Source organism: Klebsiella sp. KPN54798 (assembly GCF_021184225.1).
Classification (GTDB): Bacteria; Pseudomonadota; Gammaproteobacteria; order Enterobacterales; family Enterobacteriaceae; genus Klebsiella; species Klebsiella pneumoniae.
The window spans coordinates 3,242,138-3,262,659 of the sequence record NZ_CP089234.1 but is presented as its reverse complement, the minus strand read 5'-3'; the positions used below and the strand labels follow the sequence as shown (position 1 = coordinate 3,262,659).

Annotated in this window: 10 protein-coding genes; all 10 read left to right on the top strand. The window is 56.5% G+C overall.

Annotated elements, in window-relative coordinates; all coding sequences use genetic code 11:
• Entirely contained in the window at positions 1-393 is a 393-nt protein-coding gene (locus LPQ25_RS15780) for an HK97-gp10 family putative phage morphogenesis protein (RefSeq protein WP_014907811.1), read from the top strand.
• 31 nt (positions 394-424) lie between these two features.
• Positions 425-886: a major tail shaft subunit gene (locus LPQ25_RS15775; protein ID WP_014228913.1), complete on the top strand. Its 462-nt coding sequence runs from the start codon at positions 425-427 to the stop codon at positions 884-886.
• Positions 887-943: 57 nt separating this feature from the next.
• Complete coding sequence (locus LPQ25_RS15770; protein ID WP_014228914.1) at positions 944-1,309, top strand: phage tail protein; 366 nt, start codon at positions 944-946, stop codon at positions 1,307-1,309.
• Between the two features lie 232 nt (positions 1,310-1,541).
• Positions 1,542-4,877, top strand: a complete 3,336-nt coding sequence (locus LPQ25_RS15765; protein ID WP_041169041.1) for a phage tail tape measure protein — start codon at positions 1,542-1,544, stop codon at positions 4,875-4,877.
• A complete protein-coding gene (locus LPQ25_RS15760) occupies positions 4,877-5,215 on the top strand; it encodes a phage tail protein (protein WP_014228916.1) in 339 nt (112 codons plus the stop codon). The genes LPQ25_RS15765 and LPQ25_RS15760 overlap by 1 nt, the downstream gene beginning before the upstream one ends.
• The gene (locus LPQ25_RS15755; protein WP_014907809.1) at positions 5,212-5,967 is read left to right on the top strand and encodes a phage minor tail protein L; all 756 of its coding nucleotides are present in this window, start codon (positions 5,212-5,214) and stop codon (positions 5,965-5,967) included. Before LPQ25_RS15760 ends, LPQ25_RS15755 begins: the two co-directional genes overlap by 4 nt.
• Before the next feature lies 1 nt (position 5,968).
• Positions 5,969-6,679 (top strand): C40 family peptidase, encoded by a 711-nt coding sequence (locus LPQ25_RS15750; RefSeq protein WP_014228918.1) that lies wholly within the window; start codon positions 5,969-5,971, stop codon positions 6,677-6,679.
• A gap of 31 nt (positions 6,680-6,710) precedes the next feature.
• Positions 6,711-7,061 carry a hypothetical protein gene (locus LPQ25_RS15745; protein WP_021462612.1) on the top strand — a complete coding sequence of 117 codons (351 nt, stop codon included), beginning with the start codon at positions 6,711-6,713 and terminating at the stop codon, positions 7,059-7,061.
• A gap of 15 nt (positions 7,062-7,076) precedes the next feature.
• Positions 7,077-7,688, top strand: a complete 612-nt coding sequence (locus LPQ25_RS15740) for a tail assembly protein (protein WP_014228919.1) — start codon at positions 7,077-7,079, stop codon at positions 7,686-7,688.
• A gap of 62 nt (positions 7,689-7,750) precedes the next feature.
• Positions 7,751-20,455: a TipJ family phage tail tip protein gene (gpJ, locus tag LPQ25_RS15735; RefSeq protein ID WP_060184316.1), complete on the top strand. Its 12,705-nt coding sequence runs from the start codon at positions 7,751-7,753 to the stop codon at positions 20,453-20,455.
• The last annotated feature ends 67 nt before the right edge of the window (positions 20,456-20,522 follow it).

Genomic DNA, 20,522 nt, shown 5'->3' with positions numbered 1-20,522 from the left:
ATGGAAGTTAAAGGGCTGGATGAGCTGGAGCGGCAGTTAATGGCCCTGGGCGAAAAAGTGGCGACGAAGGTATTGCGGGATGCCGGGCGCGAAGCGCTAAAGGTCGTCGAGGAAGATATGAAGCAGCATGCCGGCTTTGACGAAACGTCTGCCGGGCCGCACATGCGGGACTCAATCAAAATCCGCTCTTCCACCCGCAAGGGTAAAGGGAACGCGGTTGTAACGCTCCGTGTTGGCCCCAGCAAGCAGCACCATATGAAGGCGCTGGCGCAGGAGTTTGGCACGGTTAAACAGGTTGCAGACCCCTTTATCCGACCCGCCCTGGATTACAACCTCCAGACCGTTTTGCGCGTGTTAACCGTGGAAATCCGAAACGGCATTGAAAACAGGTAGCATCCGCTGCCGTATAAAAAGAGAGAGAAACATGGCTGATAAAACTTCGCCTGAATATGCGATGTTGCCGGCGGGCACCATTGTGAAATACGGGGAGCCTGGCGCTGCCACGTCAGCGCTGAAACCGCTGATTAACTGTAAAGCGCTGGGTGCAATGGGGCAGACGGGGGGCTTTGTCGACTGCACCACGTTACTGGATAAGCAGAAACAGTCCATCAGCGATCTGCCTGACGGGCCTGAAAAGTCGCTGGGCTTCATTGATGATCCGGGCAATACCGATTTTGCCGCGCTGCTGAACGCAGCAGAGGCCCGCAAGACCATCCAGTTATACGTCGAATTACCCAACAAGCGAACAGCGACGATGCTCCTGGCGCTGTCCGGGTGGCAGATGAATGAAATCGCCGCTCCGGCGAATGAGGTCATCCAGATCACTGTTCAGGGTAAACAGAACAAGATCACCTGGGGAACCGTCGCTGTCTCCGGCGGCGCCTGATTAACTTAACCTTTAAACAGCCACCTTAGGGTGGCTTTTTATTTTTAAGGACTATCTGTGAAAGATAAAGATTACCTGTCCACGCTGAAATCCGCGTTGCTTAAATCGGAGCCAACCGTCATTAAAACCGAGTTATTTGGCGCCACCGTATTCATCCGCCGCCTGACCGGGGATTACCTCATCAGCTACGAAGAGAAAATGGCTGAAACCGCAAAAGCTGGCGCAGCGCGCGAGGCATCGGAGCAAGTCATTCAGATCGTCATCGATGCACTGGTTCAGCCGGATGGAACGGCCATTCCGGATGAATTTAAACCCACGGCAGCCGAGCTGCTGAAGGCCCATGAAAACCCCGAACTGCTGGCCGCTGTGGAAAAAGTGAAGCAACACGCAATCGGCAAGCTGGAGGAAGCGGAAAAAAACTGAGTGACTCGCCCTGGCTGGAGCTGATCTTCTGGCTGGCCGACCGCTGGGGCGAGCCTGACCCATCCAAAATTGCCGCATTGCCGGCCAACACTCTGTACCACTGGCGAGCCTACTTCCTGAAACAAGGCACTTTCCGCCGTCCTGTCGATGAAAACGCGCCACCTACCGAAACCACACCTGCGCCATCCCGGGTCGATGATGAATGCGCGGCAGTCATGAGGGCATTAATGTAATGGCAGACGTCGCATCTTTAGCGGTCGGGCTGCACCTGAACGCAGCCAGTTTTAAATCCCAGCTGCTGGGAGCGTATGGCGATGCGGAGAACCAGTCACGACGGTTCAACCGTAATGCCCAGGCGGACGCGAAAAAGACGGAGGACGCCTATAAAAAGGTCGGTCTGTCGATATCCGGGATGGCCAGCCGGCTGGCGGGGCTGGCAGGAGCCGGCCTTTCCATCGGTACGATCGTCACCACGTCCAGACAATATGGACAGGCATTATCAGACCTGCAGGCCATCACCGGTGCGACTGCTGCTGAAATGAAAGCGCTGGATCTGGCTGCGCAGGAAATGGGACGCACGACAGAGTACAGCGCCAGCCAGGCCGCCGAGGCGCTAAAGCTGATGGCGTCGGCTAAACCGGAGCTTTTAAAAACGTCCGATGGACTGCAGAAGGCTACGAACAGCGCGCTTATCCTGGCGCAGGCCGCCGGCACAACGCTGCCCGATGCGACCAGAACGCTGGCGCTCTCCTTAAACCAGTACGGGGCGAGCGCGCAGGAGGCGGATCGTTATATCAACGTGCTGGCCGCCGGCGCGAAGTACGGGTCGTCGGAGATTGTGGATACAGCGGCCGCCATTAAAAATGGTGGCGTCGCAGCCGCACAGGCCGGCGTTGGTTTTGAGCAGCTGAATGCCGCGATTCAGGTGCTGGCAGAGCGTGAAATTAAAGGCGGTGAAGCCGGCACGGCGCTGCGTAACGTCATCCTGAATCTGGAAAAGGGCACGGACAAGAGCCTCAAGCCGTCCGTGGTTGGTCTCAGCCAGGCGCTGACCAATCTTTCCGGGAAAAATCTCTCCACGGCCCAGGCCGTAAAACTGTTTGGCGTGGAGAACCTGAATGCGGCGTCTATCCTGGTCCAGAACCGTTCAAAGCTTGATGAGCTAACCGCTTCCCTGACCGGTACCAAAACGGCGCATGAGCAGGCATCCATCAGGGTTAACAACCTGAACGGCGATTTGCTGGGGCTGAGCAGTGCGTTTGAAGGGATGGTCATTAAGATCGGCCAGAGCAGTAACGGGCCACTCCGCAGCGGGATTCAGGTTGCCACGGAGGCACTGAACAGCCTGGCAGACAATTTCAACACCGTCTCCAGCGTGGCGCTTTACAGCCTGATCCCCGTGTTATCCACGAAACTGACTGCAGGGCTGCGGGAGAATATCGCGGCCTGGCGGGAAAGCCAGGCGGCGGTAAAAGCGCGGGCGCAGGCTGATGCGGATATTGCCCGCAAAACTCTGGATTCGACAGCTGCCATCCTGAAACAGAACGACGCTGAGTTTGGCCACTACCGGCAGATGGAGCGGACGGCTAAACAGTACGGGATGAATATCAGTTACCAGGATGAGTTTACCCGCCTCATCCGACAGGAAACTGAACAAACCAATCTGGCCAGCCAGGCGAAACTGAAACTGGCGGCGGCAAACCGGCAATTGTCGATATCAGCCCGCGCGGCCTCCGTTGCGGTGGGGCTGGCAAGAGGTGCATTAAATTTAATCGGTGGTCCGTTCGGCGCCGCGATGCTGGCCGGTTCGGGCCTCCTTTACTTTCATGAGAAAGCAAAGGAGGCCAGGCAGTCAGCCATTGATTTAAAAGATGCCGTAGTCGAAACCAGTGAAGCGCTGATGCGCCTCTCGCTTAACCAGCTAAATGTGAAGCAGTTCGACCTGGAGGATCAGTACGAAAACCAGGTCGTGCAGCGTAACCAGCTGATGAAAGAGATTCAGGATGCCGACAGTCGTATCGACAGCCTGAAAGGGTTTGACCCCTTCGGCCAGCTGGAAGGGGTAACAAAAGGCCAGGCGCGTGCACGGGCGGATCTCGATAGCGTTAACGAGGGACTCCGCAAAACCGAGGAAAACATTAAGCGTGTCAGTGATGCAAAAACACTGGCTCAGCTGGGTTTATCGGGAAAAATAACCTCCCTTACGGACGATCTGAAAGGGGCGTTAAGCACGCCCCCCAAAGAGACCGGAGATGGAAATCCTTGGGGCGGCGATGGCGGTACCGGCACGGGGAAAGGCAGTAAGTCCAAGGTCGACCAGTTCAAAACGCTGCGGCAGCAAATTGAAGAAGCCCATGCGTCCAGCCTGGCCAGAATTAACCTGCAGGAAAAGGACAGTAACAGGGAGCTGCAGGAAGCGGCGAAGAAAAATGGCGCCAGTGATGCTGACCTGCAGCGCGCGCTGTTAATGAACGCAGAGAATTACCAGAAACAGCGACTGGATCTGGCCGCGCAGTATTCCCCCGCCCAGGAAACTCTGCGAAAAGAGCAGGAAGCCAGCCGGGACCTGGCTGAGCTTTTCAAAGCCCGCCTTCTTGATGAAAAAGAGTACCAGGCCGCACGAATAACGCTGGCCAGAGATACTGCGAAAGAGCTGCTGCAGGCGCATGCCGATGAAATCGCTGCGCCGGCACTGGATATCGCCGGCGAAGTTGATCCACTGGTCTCGCTGCGCAATCAGCTTGCGCAGCGGCAGGCATTGCTGCAGGCGTACTACCAGGGCAGCGCGATCAGCAAAGAACAGTACGAAATGCTGATGCAGAAGGCGACGAAAGAATCCGCCGATGCGCAGTATCAGACGTCACTGGAGTTATACCGATCACAGGGAGAATTCCAGAGCCTGGCCGTCGGGTTATTTGAAACGGCCCATGAGCGCTCAAGCAACTTCCTGACGAGCATGCTGACGCGGACGAGAAGCTTTAAGGAGAACATGGCTGACCTGTTTTCCTCGCTCACGCAGTCGATCATAAAAAACCTCGTTGATATGGCCGCTCAGGCGCTGGTCACCAGTTCCGTCATGCAAACCATTATGGGCGTGGTGGGCGTCGGGACCAGCGTTGTCACGGGCGCTGCGGGCGCAGGCTCGGGGACGGCGATCCAGAATGCCGCCAGTAACTTCCAGTTCAACGCCAAAGGCGGCGTTTACGACTCGCCGTCGCTGAGCGCATACAGCAACCAGGTCTACGACTCTCCGCAGTTCTTCGCTTTCGCAAAAGGGGCCGGCGTATTTGGCGAGGCCGGGCCGGAGGCCATCATGCCACTGACGCGTGCCGGCGATGGTTCGCTGGGTGTACGCGCTGTCGGTGGTGGTCAGAACGCCGGCGCGTCGGAAGGGCCAAAAGTCTATATCACGATTGAAGGCGGAAACACCTCAACGCAGGCGCCGTCTGGTTTTGAGCAGTTTGGCCAGCAGATCGGCTCGTTTGTGGAGAAAAAATACAGGGAGCTGATGGCGCAGGATATGCGCCCTGGCGGGATGGTCTGGAATGCAGTTAAAGGGCAACGCTAATGGCTATTGAGATATTCACCTGGAGTCCGCGGGTTAATCCCCAGCAGACCGTTAACTTTCGTGTCCGGAAGGCGCAGTTCGGTGACGGGTATACGCAGGTATCCGGCGATGGTATTAACACCCGATCACAGGATTGGGAGCTGAGTTTTGTCGGTACGGAGGACTATATCCGTCCGATTAAGCAGTTCTTCGACCGTCATGCAGGCACCCGCGCGTTTCAGTGGACCCCGCCTCTGGAAGAGGTGGGGCTTTTCCGCTGCGAACAATATAAACCGGTGCCTCTGGGCGGCGGAAATTACTCACTTTCAGCCACTTTTATTCAGGCATTTAAACCATGAGCCTTAACGCGAATTATCAGAAGTTAGAGCCAGGCGATGAGGTTCGTCTCCTGGAGATCGATGGCCAGGCGTTTGGCCTGGATGAGGTTTTGTATTTCCACGGCTATAACGTTCCCCATACTGCAGCCGAAATCCTCGCCGCTGGCGGCGACCTGGATAAGCTGCCGGCGAAAAGCATCTGGTGGCAGGGGCGGGAGTATAAAGCCTGGCCATGTGAAATCGAAGGGATCGAGTCATCCACCACGGGCAGCGACGCGCAGCCAACGCTGCGGGTAGGGAATATCGACGGAAAGATATCCGCGCTCTGTCTTCATTACGACGATCTGGCTCTGGCGCGGGTTGTCATCCACGACACGCAAAAACAGTATCTCGATGCGAAGAACTTTCCGGAAGGGAATGCCTCAGCCGATCCGACGCAGGAGAAACGGCGCCTTTTCTTCATCGACGTAAAGCATTATGAAGACGATGAGAAGGTGGAATTTACTCTCTCCAGCCCGTTTGCCCTGCAGGGGATGATGATCCCCACTCGCCAGCTGCATGCGATTTGCACCTGGTGTATCCGCAATCAATACCGCAGCGGTAACGGGTGCGACTATGCCGGCACCCGATATTTTGACAGGAACAATCAGCCAGTTGATGACCCGTCGCAGGATGTCTGCAACGGAACGCTCACGGCCTGCAAATTACGTCATGGTGAGAATAGCGAACTGCCGTTTGGCGGGTTCCCCGGCACTTCATTAATCAGGAGCTGATATGCGTCAGAAAACGATTAAGTCCATCCAGGAACATGCGGCCGCAGAATATCCGCGCGAGGCCTGCGGCCTCGTCGCCCAGAGGGGCCGAGCGGAGCGTTATTTCCCCTGCCGGAACCTGGCCACAGAGTCGAAAGATAATTTTGTGCTGGCGCCGGAGGATTATGCGGAGGTTGAAGAATGGGGAACGATCACCGGTATTGTTCACAGCCATCCTGATGCCACCACCCAGCCGAGCGAACTGGATAAAGCGCAATGCGACGCGACCCTTCTCCCCTGGCATATTATCAGCTGGCCAGAAGGCGATCTCCGTACCATCCACCCGCGTGGTGAGTTGCCGCTCCTCGAGCGACCATTCGTGCTGGGCCACTACGATTGCTGGGGCCTGGTGATGAGCTATTTTCGGCAAACCCACGGCATCGAGCTGCACGATTACCGCGTCGATTATCCGTGGTGGGAAAAGGAGTATCCGGACAATTTTTATCAGGACTGCTGGTATGAATGCGGGTTCCGTGAGTTTGATGGTCCACCGCAACCGGGTGATATGGTGATCATGCAGGTGCAGGCGGATAAGTGGAACCACGCCGGGATTCTGCTGGAAGGGAACCTGCTGCTGCATCACCTGTATGGCCATCTCAGCAAGCGCGTGCCGTATGGTGGGTACTGGATGGAAAGGACGATGAAGGTCGTTCGGTATAAGTCTCTATGTTAATATTTCGTCTTCTTTAAAAGGAGATGAATTAGTGAAAATTATTTTAGCATTGCCGATTATTATCGGGGCATTCATTCTTACTGGTTGTAAGTCACCTTCGGAAGTCCGTCAGAGTGGTCCGGAAGAAATATTTCATTCGAATAAGAATGTGAATGATGTTTCTGAGTGCATTTTATCAGGCTGGCAGGAAAAAAGTTTTCTAACAGGACCTGTCCCGGTATATATTCAGCCTTATAAAAACGGTAAGACTGTCTATATAGACGTATATACTTGGGTTGCAGATGTGATTCCTGACCAAGATGGGAAAAGTAAAGTTATTTACTTCTCTCAAAATGCCAGAAGAAGCGCTGAAATGAAATCGGTGATCAAATCATGCATATAAAAAAGGTGTGGTTTTATGATTACAGTTCAGGAGTCAATGGTTAATATTGAGCTGAGCGGTGAATTAGGAAAGCGATTTGGTAAAAAACATAAGCGCCTAGTAGCCACTACAAATGAAGCTATTCAGGCGCTTTGCTGTACGATCAGTGGCTTTGAAATGTTCATGAATAAAGCGAAAGAACGAGGATTGACTTTTGCGATATTCAAGAACGGGAAAAACATAGGGCTAAATGATTTTTCTTATCCTGTTAATGATGAAACTATAAAAATAGTCCCTGTTGTTATTGGCAGTAAAAAAGCAGGGGTATTGCAGACTATCCTTGGCGCAGTAATCATAGCTGCTGCCGTTATGCTTGGACCTGCCGGCGCCGGTGCTTTAGCCGCAGGTACTGCGTGGAATGTCGGGTTGGCTGGCGGCGCCATGATGCTCGGCGGCGTCGTTCAGATGCTTTCCCCACAGCCAGCTGGCCTGGCACGAAAAGAATCCGCTGACAATAAAGCGTCCTACGCCTTTGGGGGCGTGACGAACACTGCCTCTCAGGGGTACCCGGTCCCTTTGCTTTATGGCAAACGCCGAATTGGCGGCGCCATTATATCTGCCGGTATTTACGTAGAAGACCAGCAATAAGTTTTATTCAGTAAACCATCTAATTCAGGCCACCTTGCGGTGGCTTTTTTTATGGGCGTAATATGGCAAATAACATAATTAAAGGGCGCAAGGGTGGCGGCTCAAAGCAGCGTACACCGACGGAACAGCCGGATGATTTACAGTCCGTTGCGAAAGCCAAAATTCTGCTCGCATTAGGTGAGGGTGAATTTGCAGGTGGTTTAACCGGTAAAGATATTTATCTTGATGGCACCCCGCTTGAAAATGCTGATGGTTCGCAAAACTTCAGTGGCGTGTCCTGGGAATTTCGACCCGGCACGCAGGCTCAGACTTATATTCAGGGTATTCCCGGCACTGAAAATGAAATCAGTGTGGGAACGGAAGTTTCCAGCAAGACAGCCTGGACCCATACCTTTACTAATACCCAGCTTTCTGCCGTTCGTGTCCGCCTGAAATGGCCGTCCCTGATGAAACAGGAAGATGACGGCGACGTGGTGGGCAATACCGTCGAGTATGCGATTGACCTGCAGACCGATGGCGGCGCCTGGCAGACGGTACTGGAAACCGCTGTCACGGGTAAAGCCACCTCCGGCTATGAGCGGAGCCATCGTATCGATCTGCCCCAGGCCGGCAGTACCTGGACGCTACGCCTGCGTAAAATCACTCCGGATGCGAACAGTGTCAAAGTCGGCGACGTGATGACGCTGCAGAGCTACACCGAAGTGATTGATGCCAAACTGCGTTATCCCAACACCGCGTTGCTTTATATCGAGTTCGATGCCAGCCAGTTGAATGGCAGCATTCCGCAAATTTCCTGTGAGCCGCGTGGGCGCGTGATTCGTGTGCCGGATAACTACAATCCGGAAACTCGTGAATATACCGGGGTCTGGACCGGCGGGTTTAAATGGGCCTGGACGGATAACCCGGCCTGGATCTATTACGACATTGTTACAGCTGACCGTTTTGGTCTCGGTAATCGTCTGAGCAGCGCCAATATTTCGAAATGGACGCTGTACCAGATTGCACAGTACTGCGATCAGCTGGTTCCTGACGGGCGTGGTGGTGACGGCATGGAGCCGCGCTATACCTGTAACGTCTATGTTCAGGAACGCAACGATGCTTACACCGTGCTGCGAGACTTTGCCGCCATTTTCCGGGGCATGACCTGCTGGAACGGTGAGCAGATTGTTGTGCAGGCTGATATGCCGCGTGATGTCGATTTTACCTATACGCGCGCCAATATTATCGGCAAACCCCGTTATTCGAGCAGCAGCAGCCAGGTTCGGTACACCAACGCCCTGGTTTCCTGGTCTGATCCGGATAATGCTTATGCTGATGCGATGGAGCGGGCGTTTATCCCGGAACTGGTTTCCCGCTACAGTTTTAACCAGCTCGAACTGACCGCGATTGGCTGTACGCGCCAGAGCGAAGCCCACCGTAAGGGGTTGTGGGGCATACTGACCAACAACAAAGACCGGATCGTTGAGTTTGATGTGGGGCTGGACGGTCGCATTCCTCAACCCGGTTATATCATTGCCCTGGCGGATGAGTTGCTGGCCGGACGGGTCAACGGCGGGCGAATCAGCGCGGTGAATGGCCGGGTGATTACTCTGGATCGTGATGTGGATGCCAAACCTGGCGACCGTCTCCAGCTAAACCTGCCATCCGGTATCTCACAGAGCCGGACCATTCAGGCTGTTAACGGACGCCGGCAGATTACGGTCACAACGGCGTACAGTGAGACACCAGAACGGGAATGCGTCTGGGCCGTTGAATCCGATGACCTCTTCCTGCAGCAGTACCGGGTTACAGGGGTAAAAGAGAACAGCGATGCCACCCTCACGATCACCGGCGTGGCACATGACCCGGATAAATTCGCCCGCATCGATACCGGCGCTATTATCGACCAGCGCCCGGTTAGCGTATTGCCGGCGGGCAACCAGTCACCTCCTGACGATATTGTCATCACATCCCGCTCGGTCGTGAATCAGGGGATCAGCGTCGAAACGATGCAGGTTAACTGGTCAGCTGTCAGCGGCGCTATTGCCTACGAGGCACAGTGGCGCCGTAACGACGGGAACTGGATTAATGTGCCGCGCAGCTCGACCACCTCGTTTGAGGTCAGCGGCATTTATGCCGGTCGTTATCTGGTTCGCGTCCGCGCGATCAATGCGGCGGAGATCTCGAGCGGCTGGGCGTATTCCGAAGAGAAAACCCTGACCGGCAAGGTCGGCGAGCCGCTGGCACCGCTGGCGCTGGCAACCCGTTCTCTGGTTCATGGGGTCCAGGTTAGCTGGGAGTTCCCGACCGGCTCCGGGGATACGCTGCGCACGGAACTACAGTACAGCAAAAATCAGGACGGCAGTGCGCCGATGCCGTTATCAGACGTGGCCTATCCGGGGAAAAGCTATCAGCAGATGGGCCTCAGTATGGGCGCAGAATTCTGGTATCGGGCGCGTCTTGTGGATCGTCTTGGCAATGAAAGCCCGTGGACCGGCTGGGTCCAGGGGATGGCCAGCGATAACTTTGATGACTACTACGAAAACCTGACCGACGCGATCAAGGATACGGCTGCCTGGGAGGAAACGCAGCGCACCATTAGCGAAACACAGGAAGGTATCCGCAATACGCAGCAGGAACTGGAGCAGACCGCTGAAGCTCTGCGTAAGGAAGCCGAAGACCAGGCGAAGCAGGTCAGCCAGGATATTGATGCATCGGCGAAAAGCATCACGGCTGATGTTGACGGGAAGATCTCCGCCGTGAATAAAACCATCACGGATGAGATCACCTCGGTCAATGAGGCTCTCGATTCTGGTCTGGCTCAGGCAAACAAAGGCGTTCAGGAGGCAAAATCCGCCGTCGCAGATGCGAACAAGCAGATCGCAACTGTGAACAAGTCGCTGACCGACAGCATCACCCAGGTAAGACAGTCAGTCACCGATACGGCTGCGGAAATCAACGCCACCATCGACCTGGAGATTGCCAGGGTCAGCAAAACGCTGGCCGACGGCGATGCCGCATTGAATGCGCAGATAAAGACTGCCGAAAATGGCCTGAAGCAGTCGCTGTCTCAGGTCAACACCACGCTGACCAATGCGGTGAAGCAGGAGACCGCGGATCGTATCGCCGATGTTAACGCGAAGGCGTCACAGGCCGCTGATGAACTGCTGGCGGCAACGCAGGGGATTGAGGCGAGTATCGAGAGCCTGACTCAGGTGATGAAGACCGCCGATGAAAATCTGGCGCGGGAAATGTCCAGCCTCGCTGCCGGCGCTAATATCCAGTTCGATTCGCAGGTTATCTGGCATTTCAACAATCAGACGACCGAGGGCTGGACCGGCAGCGCCGGCGTACCGGGTGTGTCACAGGATGGCTGGTTACGCCCGGCGGACAGCGCCACCGATCCGTACATTACCTCTCCTGGCGGGCTGGCTGTCGATGGTGCGGCGTACCGTTTCATCATGCTGCGCTTTCGTAAAACCGGCAAACCAGTTTGGGCAGGTGAGATCCGCTGGGTGTCTGCCGGCGAAAACTTCAATAATACGAAGCGATACATTGTTGCTGAGCCGGAATATGCCGATGGGGTGGCAACCCTGACGGTGCGTGATATTCCGTGGACAGGGAACATTGATCGTATTCGCCTGGACCTGACGAACCAGCAGGATGCCAGCAACTTTATCGAATTCGACTGGATCGCCGTTGGCCGGCCAGCACCCGGCGCCAGTACGGCGGCTCTGCAGGATGTGCGCAGTACGCTGAGTAACGCGCTGACCGCCGAAGCACAGGCACGCAGCACGCTGGCGGCGCAGATGCGTGGCTCCTATGATGGGAGCGATCTGGAGAAAGTCACCTCCGGGCTGCTGTACCAGGAAAAAACCGCGCGCGTTACCGCCATCTCGGCGGAAGTTAAGGCCAGAGAGTCCCTGCAGACGCAGTTTAACGACAACAAAGCTGCTGTTTCTGGTGAACTGAGTTCTCTGACGACAGAGCAGAGCGCGCAGGCGAGCCGTATCGGTGGCCTGGAAACCAGCCTCGGGAAAAAAGCCGATGCGGCCGCGCTGACGTCCCTGACGCAGAAAGTTGAGCAACAGGGCGCCACGCTGACATCTCAGGGCGCCGCGTTAACATCGCTCACTAACCGGGTTGGCCAGACGGAAACGGGCCTGGCTGGTACGAATGAGGCACTGAGCGGGCTGCAGTCTGTTGTTACCCAGCAGGGCGACAGGATAACCAGCCAGGGTCAGTCCATCACGAAACTGACGAGCGATTTGGGCACGACAAATGCCGCGCTGGCGAAGAAAGCCGAAGCGGCTGCGGTCACTGCCTTAACGCAGCAGGTAGAGCAAAACGGACGGGATATTCGCAGCAATACTGACAGCATCACCAGCCTGTCGAATCAACTGGTCAATGGCCAGCCGAATCGCTGGTCCCGTCGACTCTATCCGGTGCAGCTGGCTAACGCCGGGACAGTCCCGTCATTCAGCGATGTTCGCGCTGTGGCACCAACGGTAGTGGATGAGGTGGCCGACGCGGCCAAACTGGACTTTACGTCCGCCGGCAGCTATCTGATCGCGCTGTATTCCTGCCAGGTGAAAGTGGCCGCAGATACCACCATCACACTGGCGCCCGGCGCCAGGGTTTTTGATGATACCGGCGCCATATTTGTGAATGGGGTTCAGGTCGCCTGGGGTAACGCCAGCTGGAATACCGTCAGTTTTGAACTGAAAGCCGGCTGGAACACCGTTGAGTTTCTGGTGAATCAGTGGACCGGCCAGGCGTATATCAACCTGGGCCTGAAGCTGTCAGACAAGGTTGCCGAGATGTACTCCGGTCTCGGGGTTTCCGCGCTGGCAAACGCAGCCGGCGTGCTCAGCTCGAATGTCAGCCAGATTGGCAACGAGGTGGTCAGCAATTCGCAGAGCATCACCCAACTCCGGAATGCGCTGACGCAGACAGACGCGAACGTGGCCAGCAAAGCGGATCAGACGGCGATGAACTCGCTAACCGGACGAGTGGAGAAGACGGAATCCGGGCTGACGGCTGCTAACGCCAACATTACCTCGCTGAAATCCGCTGTACGGGCCGGAAACGCATCAGGCGGAGATTTAATTCCCAACCCGACATTTGACCCGGCTTACGACCAGATGGGGTTTAGCGTCGTATCCACGACGGCTGAGGAGGTCCCTCCTGGCTGCCCGTATGGTTATGCGGCCAGAATTGCCAGCCGGGATCACCATCCTAACTTTGCCGCGTTCCCGGCCACGCTTAACGATGTGATTGAGATCAGCGCACTGGTTGCCTGCGGCGCCGGCACGGCGAATTTTAATCTGTATGTTGGCACCGCCGTTCGGCCAGATACGAGCACCGGTGCGCCACTCATGGCGGGGGGCGGAAAATCACCTTCCGCGACCTGGCAGAGAACCACCTGGCGCTTCAAGGTCACGCAGGCGATGGTAGACAGGGGTTATATCCGCCCGTTCCTGCAGATCTCGCAGAACAGCCCGTATGGCACCGTATGGTTCGTTACGGACTGGCATATGCGAAATGTGACAGCGGCGCAAAAGGTTCAGGATACTGCGGATGCCACGGCGGCGGCGGTTGACTCGCTGACCACCACCGTGACGCAACAGGGTAATCTGCTGACCTCGACCGGCAACCGGACAACCCAGCTGGAAAACGGGCTGGCCACCACCAATGCCGCAGTGGCCAAAAAGGCTGATGCGACAGCGGTGCAGGATTTGACCAATACCGTCACACAGCTGGGCAACGATCTGACTGCTGCGAACAGCGCCATCACGAAACTGACCGGAAATCTGGCGAATACCGATAAAGCGCTGGCGCAGAAAGCCGATGCGACTGCGCTGGCCACGCTCGACACGAAAGTGACGCAGCAGGGTAAAACGCTGGAGAGCCAGAGCAATTCGCTGACGAATCTGTCGAACAGTCTCTCGCAAGTTGCGGCAGATATCGATGCCAGCGGTCAGATACCGGGTAACCTGGTCGTGAATCCCTCATTTGAACGCGGGCTGGATGGTTATACCGGGCGGTCAACCGCGACCAGTGTGGTGGAGGTTTCCGCTCCTCACAGCGGGACGCGGGCGCTGAAGGTTGATCCGGGGAGCGTGTCTCCGGGGCAATACATCCCGTTTGTTCAGGGGCGAACCTATGAAATCGGGGTGTGGGTCAAGGAACCCGGAGCGACGACGGATAATGGCGCGGGGAACAACAAGTTGCGGATCGGTAACTCTGCCGGCCAGCCGGTCTTTGAGCGTCCGTACAACAGCGGCACGGTGGGGACAAACTGGACCCTGGTTTCCGGTCGCTGGAAAGCGACGGAGACAGCCAGCCTGCCGGTGACGCTGAGCAACTATCTGATTAGTGGCAGCCGCTACTTCGATGATTTTTACGTCACTGACGTTACCGACCGGGTAGACATCGATGCCACCGCCGGCGCCGTTACCGGACTGACGAGCCGGGTCAGCACAGCGGAAGGGGCTATCACCTCGCAAAGCCAGCAGCTGACGAACCTGCAGAACAGCCTGAACACGACCAACAGCAATGTGTCGAAGAAGGCCGATGCAACGGCACTGACTTCGGTCGATAACCGGGTGACAGAGGCGGAAGGGAAACTGACCACACAGAGCCAGCAGCTGACAAATCTGGCGAATGTGCTGACGGCCACCCGCAACGCTGGCGACAACCTGATCCCGAACTTTGATTTTCTACAGGGCAGCACTGCCTGGGATATTCAGTATCCAGCCGGTGTGACTTTTGGCGATTTCGGGGACGGGAAAGCGGGGGTCCGGCTGAACCGGACGACTAACACCAGTCCGGGGATCTTCTCCAACAACAACAAGCCGGTGCCGCTGAATGGCCAGCGCAAGTACCGCGTGGTGGTGAAGGCCAAAGGTGTTTCCGGCGCGATGAGTCTGCTGATCCGTCGCCAGAACAAAATCGGCCAGACGGACAGTACGTATGAGGATAAAACGGTCACGCTGACCACTGACTGGCAAACCATCACCTGGGAAACCGGATTGACGGCTGCCGGCGCGGACGGGCAGAACTTCAAACTTTATTCTCATCCGACAAACGGTGAAATCTGGCTCGATTCCGTCCGGGTTTTTGATATCACCGATGAAACCAACATCAAGGCGACCAGCGATGCTGTTTCGTCTCTGACCGGGACGGTGACGAACCAGGGGAACACCCTGACATCACAGGGGCAATCCATCACGGCGCTGAATAACGCGCTGGAAGGGGTCAAAGGCGATGTGGCGAAGAAGGCTGATGCGTCGGCGGTCAGTTCACTGACCAACCGGGTTACCCAGACTGAAAAGGATATCCGTAGCCAGGCCGACAGCCTGACCAGGCTGAATACATCGCTGAAGCAACAGGCAACACGGGGAGCCAATGTACTGCCGGACGGCAGTTTTGAATCCTATGCCGTCGGCGATGTTCTCAGTAATGCCCGCGCTGTTATCACCAGTGAAGCTGCGCACAGCGGGACCAAAAGCCTGCGTGTTACGCGCAGTACGGAGTACAACCCGAACGCGACGGATAATAACGATACCCATATCTTTTCTGGTATGCAGGTTCGCGATAATGCGGTCTATTACGTGGAGGCGTGGGTTAAGTTGCCGGCTGGCTCGACCGCCGATCCGACCGTTTATATGGTGCTAGGATTTTCCTTCCAGGATTCTGCCAATGGCTGGTCGTGGCCTGGCCTGAACGTGAAAGTCTCCGAGTTGTCGGTGGACAACTGGACAAAGGTCAGTGGCTATCTGACCAACAACCGAACCGCACTGAAACAGGCAATGGTGAGGATCTCCATCCCGAATACACCAAAAGTTCGCCTGGGTGACGCCTTCCTGATTGATGATCTGATCATCACTGACGTGACCGATGCGAAAGCGGCGCTCGATGCCGCCGATGCGAATGCGCAGGCGCTTTCCAGTCTGTCCGCGTCAGTCACGCAGAACGGGAAGAATATTACGTCTCAGGGCAGCGCGATCACGAAGCTGCAGTCGGATGTGACGCAACTTGGTAAGGATATCAGCGGCAAGGCCGATGCCAGCGCGCTGACGAATCTGACGACCCGCGTGACGGCTACCGAAGGCAGCCTGAAATCGCAGGGAGACAGCCTGACCAACCTGCAGAACAGCCTGAACACGACTAACAGCAATGTGGCGAAGAAGGCTGATGCAACGGCGCTGCAGAGCCTGCAGAACACCGTTGAACAGCATGGCAGGGATCTGACCACGCAAAGCAGCGCGCTGACGAACCTGGAAAACAACTTTTCCTCCCTGGCCGTTGGCGGGACCAACCTTATCCGCAATGCGGACACACTGGAGGGTTGGAGCAGCCGCCACGCCACAGAGACGTATCTGGGCGACCGCGTGGCATACACCCGGCTGGCGAAAGGTGCATCCGGTTATATCCAGCTGGATGAACAGACGCTGGATGTTACCGGGCGTACTGAATTTGTATTCAGCTTCTATGCGAAAGGTGCCTATAACGGACAGGAAATGGCGAGTTATTTTTATAACCCGTCGAACACTACCACCACGGAAACCAGCCAGGGGGTTAAAGGCGGGGCCGGTGACGGCAAGGCGGTCACGAAACTGACCACCGCATGGGCGCGTTACTGGGTGAAATGGGTTATTCCTGCCACCAGTGGCACCAAACGGCTGATTGCCGCGCGTCTGGAAAGCGCGACGTCTGCCGACAAAGAAGTCTGGCTCTGTCGCCCTCAGCTGGAAACCGGGACCGTGATGACTGACTGGTCACCGAGTCCGGATGATGCGGCCAGCGGTATTACCGCGAACACATCGGCCATTAACAGCCTCACCAGTCGGGTGACGAATGCCGAGGGGCAACTGACCGCGCAGTCTCAGAGCATCACGAATCTGCAGAACAGCCTGAACACCACCAACAACAACGTGGCACAAAAGGCCAGCGCGCAGTCGGTGAGTGATCTCACCAGCCGGGTCACCAGTGCGGAAGGCAAAATCACCTCCCAGGGGCAGGCTATCACGAAGCTGCAGGGCGATTTGAGCAGCACCACCGATAAGGTCAACACCAAAGCGGATCAGACGGCGCTTAACGCGCTGACTGGCCGGGTGGAGAAAACCGAGGCAGGCCTCACGGCAGCCAACAGCAACATCGTCAGCCTGACGGCGGCGGTGAACGCCGGGAATGCTGCCGGGGATGATTACATCCCAAACCCGTCATTTGATCCGGCGTATGACCGCATGGGTTATGACGTGGTGGAGACCACTGCTGCAGGTGTGCCGGCTGACTGCCCGTTCAGGTATGCCGTCCGGCTGGCCGGGCGAGACCATGTGCCAAAAATCAACAACATCGCTGTGACGCCGGGCGACGTTTACGAAATGTCTGCTCTGGTAGCGTGTGGTACCGGCAGCGCTGACTTTAATTTCTACATCGGTCGGGCCACCACTGCTACTGGTGGTATTGGGGCGAGAGCGTCCGGGGGAAACACCAAGACCACCACCGCGTGGAAACGAGCCACCTGGCGCTTTACTGTGCCGGCAGACACGAACTTCCTGCGACCGTTCCTGCAGGTTAATCAGAGCAGCCCGTTCGGCACTGTCTGGTACGCTGCCGACTGGCATATGCGTAACGTGACGGCGGCGAACAGTGCGCAGAAAACCGCAGATGCGACCGCAAAAGCGGTGGATTCACTGACCACCACGGTTAGCCAGCAGGGCGATACGCTCAGCAGCATCGGCACGCGGACCACCTCGCTGGAGAACAGCCTCCGGTCGACAAACGATACGGTGAGTAAAAAGGCTGACACGACAGCGGTGACGCAGCTGCAGGGCACGGTGACGCAGCAGGGGAATGACATCGCGGCAGCCAACAGCGCGCTGACAAAACTCAGCAGCGATCTGGCCACGACGAATGCGAATGTGAACAAAAAAGCGGACGCAAGCGCGATGAACACCCTGCAGAACCAGGTCACTGAGCAGGGCAAAACACTCAGTGCGCAAGGGGATTCTCTAACGCAACTTAGTAACAGCCTGAGCCAGACGGCAGCGGATATTGACGCCAGCGGGAAAATGCCGGGCAACCTCATTGTCAACGGCAGTTTTGAGCGCGGCGCGGCGGGCTTTACCGGCTGGAGCAGTACCGCGACGGTGGCCGATTTACAGGTTCCGCATTCGGGTAACAAGGCGCTGAAAATGTCCGCCGGCCAGTCGAACCTGGTCGGGCAGGAAATCAGTATCACGCAGGGTCGTACCTACCGCATGGGGGTATGGGCGAAGCAGGACCCGGGAACCACGATTAAAGATGCGGGTAACACGAAGTTTCGTGTGGCCGACAGCACTGGCCTGCTGGTCGGCTCAAACTACGGACCGTTTAGTTCTGGCTGGCAACTGGTAACGTTTGACTGGAAAGCCACGAAGACCACGACGGCCAGTTTCCAGCTGACGACCTTCCTCAGCGCGGGGGCAATGTATTTCGATGATTTCCATGTCCTCGATGTTACGGATGAAAAGGATATCGCAGCTAATGCCGGGGCCATTTCTCAGATGAATACCCGCGTCACCGCTGCTGAAGGGGCTATCACCACCCAGGCGCAGCAGCTGACGAAACTCAGCGGCGATCTGGCCGTCACGAATGCGGCGGTCAGTAAGAAGGCCGAGCAAAGCGCTGTCACCGGGTTGACCACCCGGATGACGTCTGCCGAGGGTAAACTGGATTCGCAGTCGCAGCAGCTCACCAGTCTGCAGAACAGCCTGACCACGATGAATACTGAGCTGGGTAAAAAGGCTGACACGTCCGCGGTGAGTTCACTGACCGGTCGCGTAAGCCAGGTGGAAAACACCATCACCAGCCAGTCGCAGAGCATCACGTCGCTGACCAGCACCATCAATACCATCCGCACTCAGGGAGCTAATCCGTGGGTTGACGGTACGTTTGAAAGCTACAGCGATGGCCAGGTGCTGGGCGGGAACGGCACAGCCGTTGTGGTGGCGTCTCAGAAATTCACCGGCAATAAGAGCCTGCAGGTGAGTCGAGGAGCGAACAATAACGGCAACAGCGATAAACAGCTTGGGAGCTGGCAGTCAGTCCGTGAGGATGCGAAGTTCCGGTTTGAGTTCTGGGCTATGATGCCGGCGGATCAGGCGCCATCCTCCGGGTGGACAACGCTGGTCGGCATTAACTCACTGAATGCTGCCGGTCAAAACTCCTGGCAGTCGGCGGTCACTGTCAGCGAAGCCGCTCTTGGTGCGCGTGATAAGTGGGTGAAATTGACGGGTATTGCCAGTAACAACGGGGGTGGGAGAACACGCGCAGTGGTCTGGATCTCTACCCGTGGCGCCTCCGGCAGCGGCACCCCCGGTTATTCGCTGTATATCGACGATCTGGTTATCACGGATGTTACCGATGCGAAAGCTGCACAGGATGCCTCTGACGCGACGGCGAGTGCCGTGAGCGGTCTGACGGCTCGCGTAACGGATGCTGAAGGGAAAATCACCGCCCAGGCGCAGCAGCAGACGGCACTGGCCACGAAAGTGGATAATGCCAACTCCCGCGTCGATAACATGGCGAAGACGCTAAGCGACAGCCAGAGCACACAGGCCAGCCTGAATACCTCGCTTCAGTCGCAGATTGACGCGCAGGCGGCCGCCAACATCAAAAACCAGACGACGCTGGACAACACGATTAAATCGGTGGCCAGTATCACCAGTACCCAGCAGACGCATGCAACGGCACTGGAGGCGCTGGCAACGCAGCAGACGACCCTGACATCCAGTGTCGGGGATCTCAGCGCTTCCGTTCAGAACACCGCCAAAACCGTGGCGGATGTGAATGGTACGGTGAGTTCGCTGTGGTCGATGAAGGTTGAGACGGTTAACGGGAAGAATGTTGGCGCGGGGATTACGCTGGGCAGCAATGGTGAAACGAGCGACATGATCCTCTACGCTGACCGCTTCTCGCTGTTTAACCGTAATAATGCGACGGCTGTTCCGGTGATGGTTGCCGAAGGCAATGAGCTGTATATCGATACGGCACGTATCAAAAACAGTTCCCTGACCTCAACCAAAATCGCGGACGGTTCCATCACGAACGCGAAGATCGGCAACGAGATCCGCTCGAATGACTTTGTTGACGGGTCACGCGGCTGGCGTATCGCCAAGGATGGCTCTTCGCAGTTCAACAACGTGATCGTTCGCGGTGCGGTTTATGCGACTGACGGCTGGTTCCAGGGGACGGTATATGCGAACCACATCGAGGGCGACATCGGGTCATTTGCGATCAACATCGCTCAGCACCGCACGCGCAAGGTGCCGAAGGCTACATGGCAGTGGTTTGAGCTGGCCCGGTTCCGGCGGCAGAATTTCGACCAGGTGATCAATATTCGCGGTGGACTCCTCCAGACGGATAGCATCACTATCGACGGCGGCGCGAAACTCAGAGCGGGGATGTCCTACGCGCCAGGGGCTGACGGCGGACTGAATCCTGGCTATCTGTCGTATGCAATGCTTCTTCGTGGCACAGGCGCTACGTCTGGTGGCGGCAGTATGGAGCTAGGCATTGAGCTTATGTATGAAACAGGTGGAGCAACACGCCTGTTAACGGCGCAAGAGTCAATGAACGTAGACAACATGTCATTTGTCGTCCCTGCCGGTACTGGCGACGCTGTTCTGCGATATGGCTGTTACCTGGACCGTAACGGACAGATGGTATTAACCATCCTCTCAAGATTCGACGCCTTCGCCGCGCGCAATAACAACGTAATTCGCGGTTCATCAACCTGATAACAATATATGGCCCCGCAAGGGGCCTTTTCTTTTTCCAGGGAAAACCATCCAGGAGGAACTTTAT

Excerpts from the sequence above, each read along its gene's own strand:
- gpJ (WP_060184316.1), top strand. The coding sequence starts at position 7,751 with ATGGCAAATAACATAATTAAAGGGCGCAAGGGTGGCGGCTCAAAGCAG.
- LPQ25_RS15780 (WP_014907811.1), top strand. The coding sequence starts at position 1 with ATGGAAGTTAAAGGGCTGGATGAGCTGGAGCGGCAGTTAATGGCCCTG.
- LPQ25_RS15765 (WP_041169041.1), top strand. The coding sequence starts at position 1,542 with ATGGCAGACGTCGCATCTTTAGCGGTCGGGCTGCACCTGAACGCAGCC.
- LPQ25_RS15775 (WP_014228913.1), top strand. The coding sequence starts at position 425 with ATGGCTGATAAAACTTCGCCTGAATATGCGATGTTGCCGGCGGGCACC.
- LPQ25_RS15740 (WP_014228919.1), top strand. The coding sequence starts at position 7,077 with ATGATTACAGTTCAGGAGTCAATGGTTAATATTGAGCTGAGCGGTGAA.
- LPQ25_RS15755 (WP_014907809.1), top strand. The coding sequence starts at position 5,212 with ATGAGCCTTAACGCGAATTATCAGAAGTTAGAGCCAGGCGATGAGGTT.
- LPQ25_RS15750 (WP_014228918.1), top strand. The coding sequence starts at position 5,969 with ATGCGTCAGAAAACGATTAAGTCCATCCAGGAACATGCGGCCGCAGAA.
- LPQ25_RS15760 (WP_014228916.1), top strand. The coding sequence starts at position 4,877 with ATGGCTATTGAGATATTCACCTGGAGTCCGCGGGTTAATCCCCAGCAG.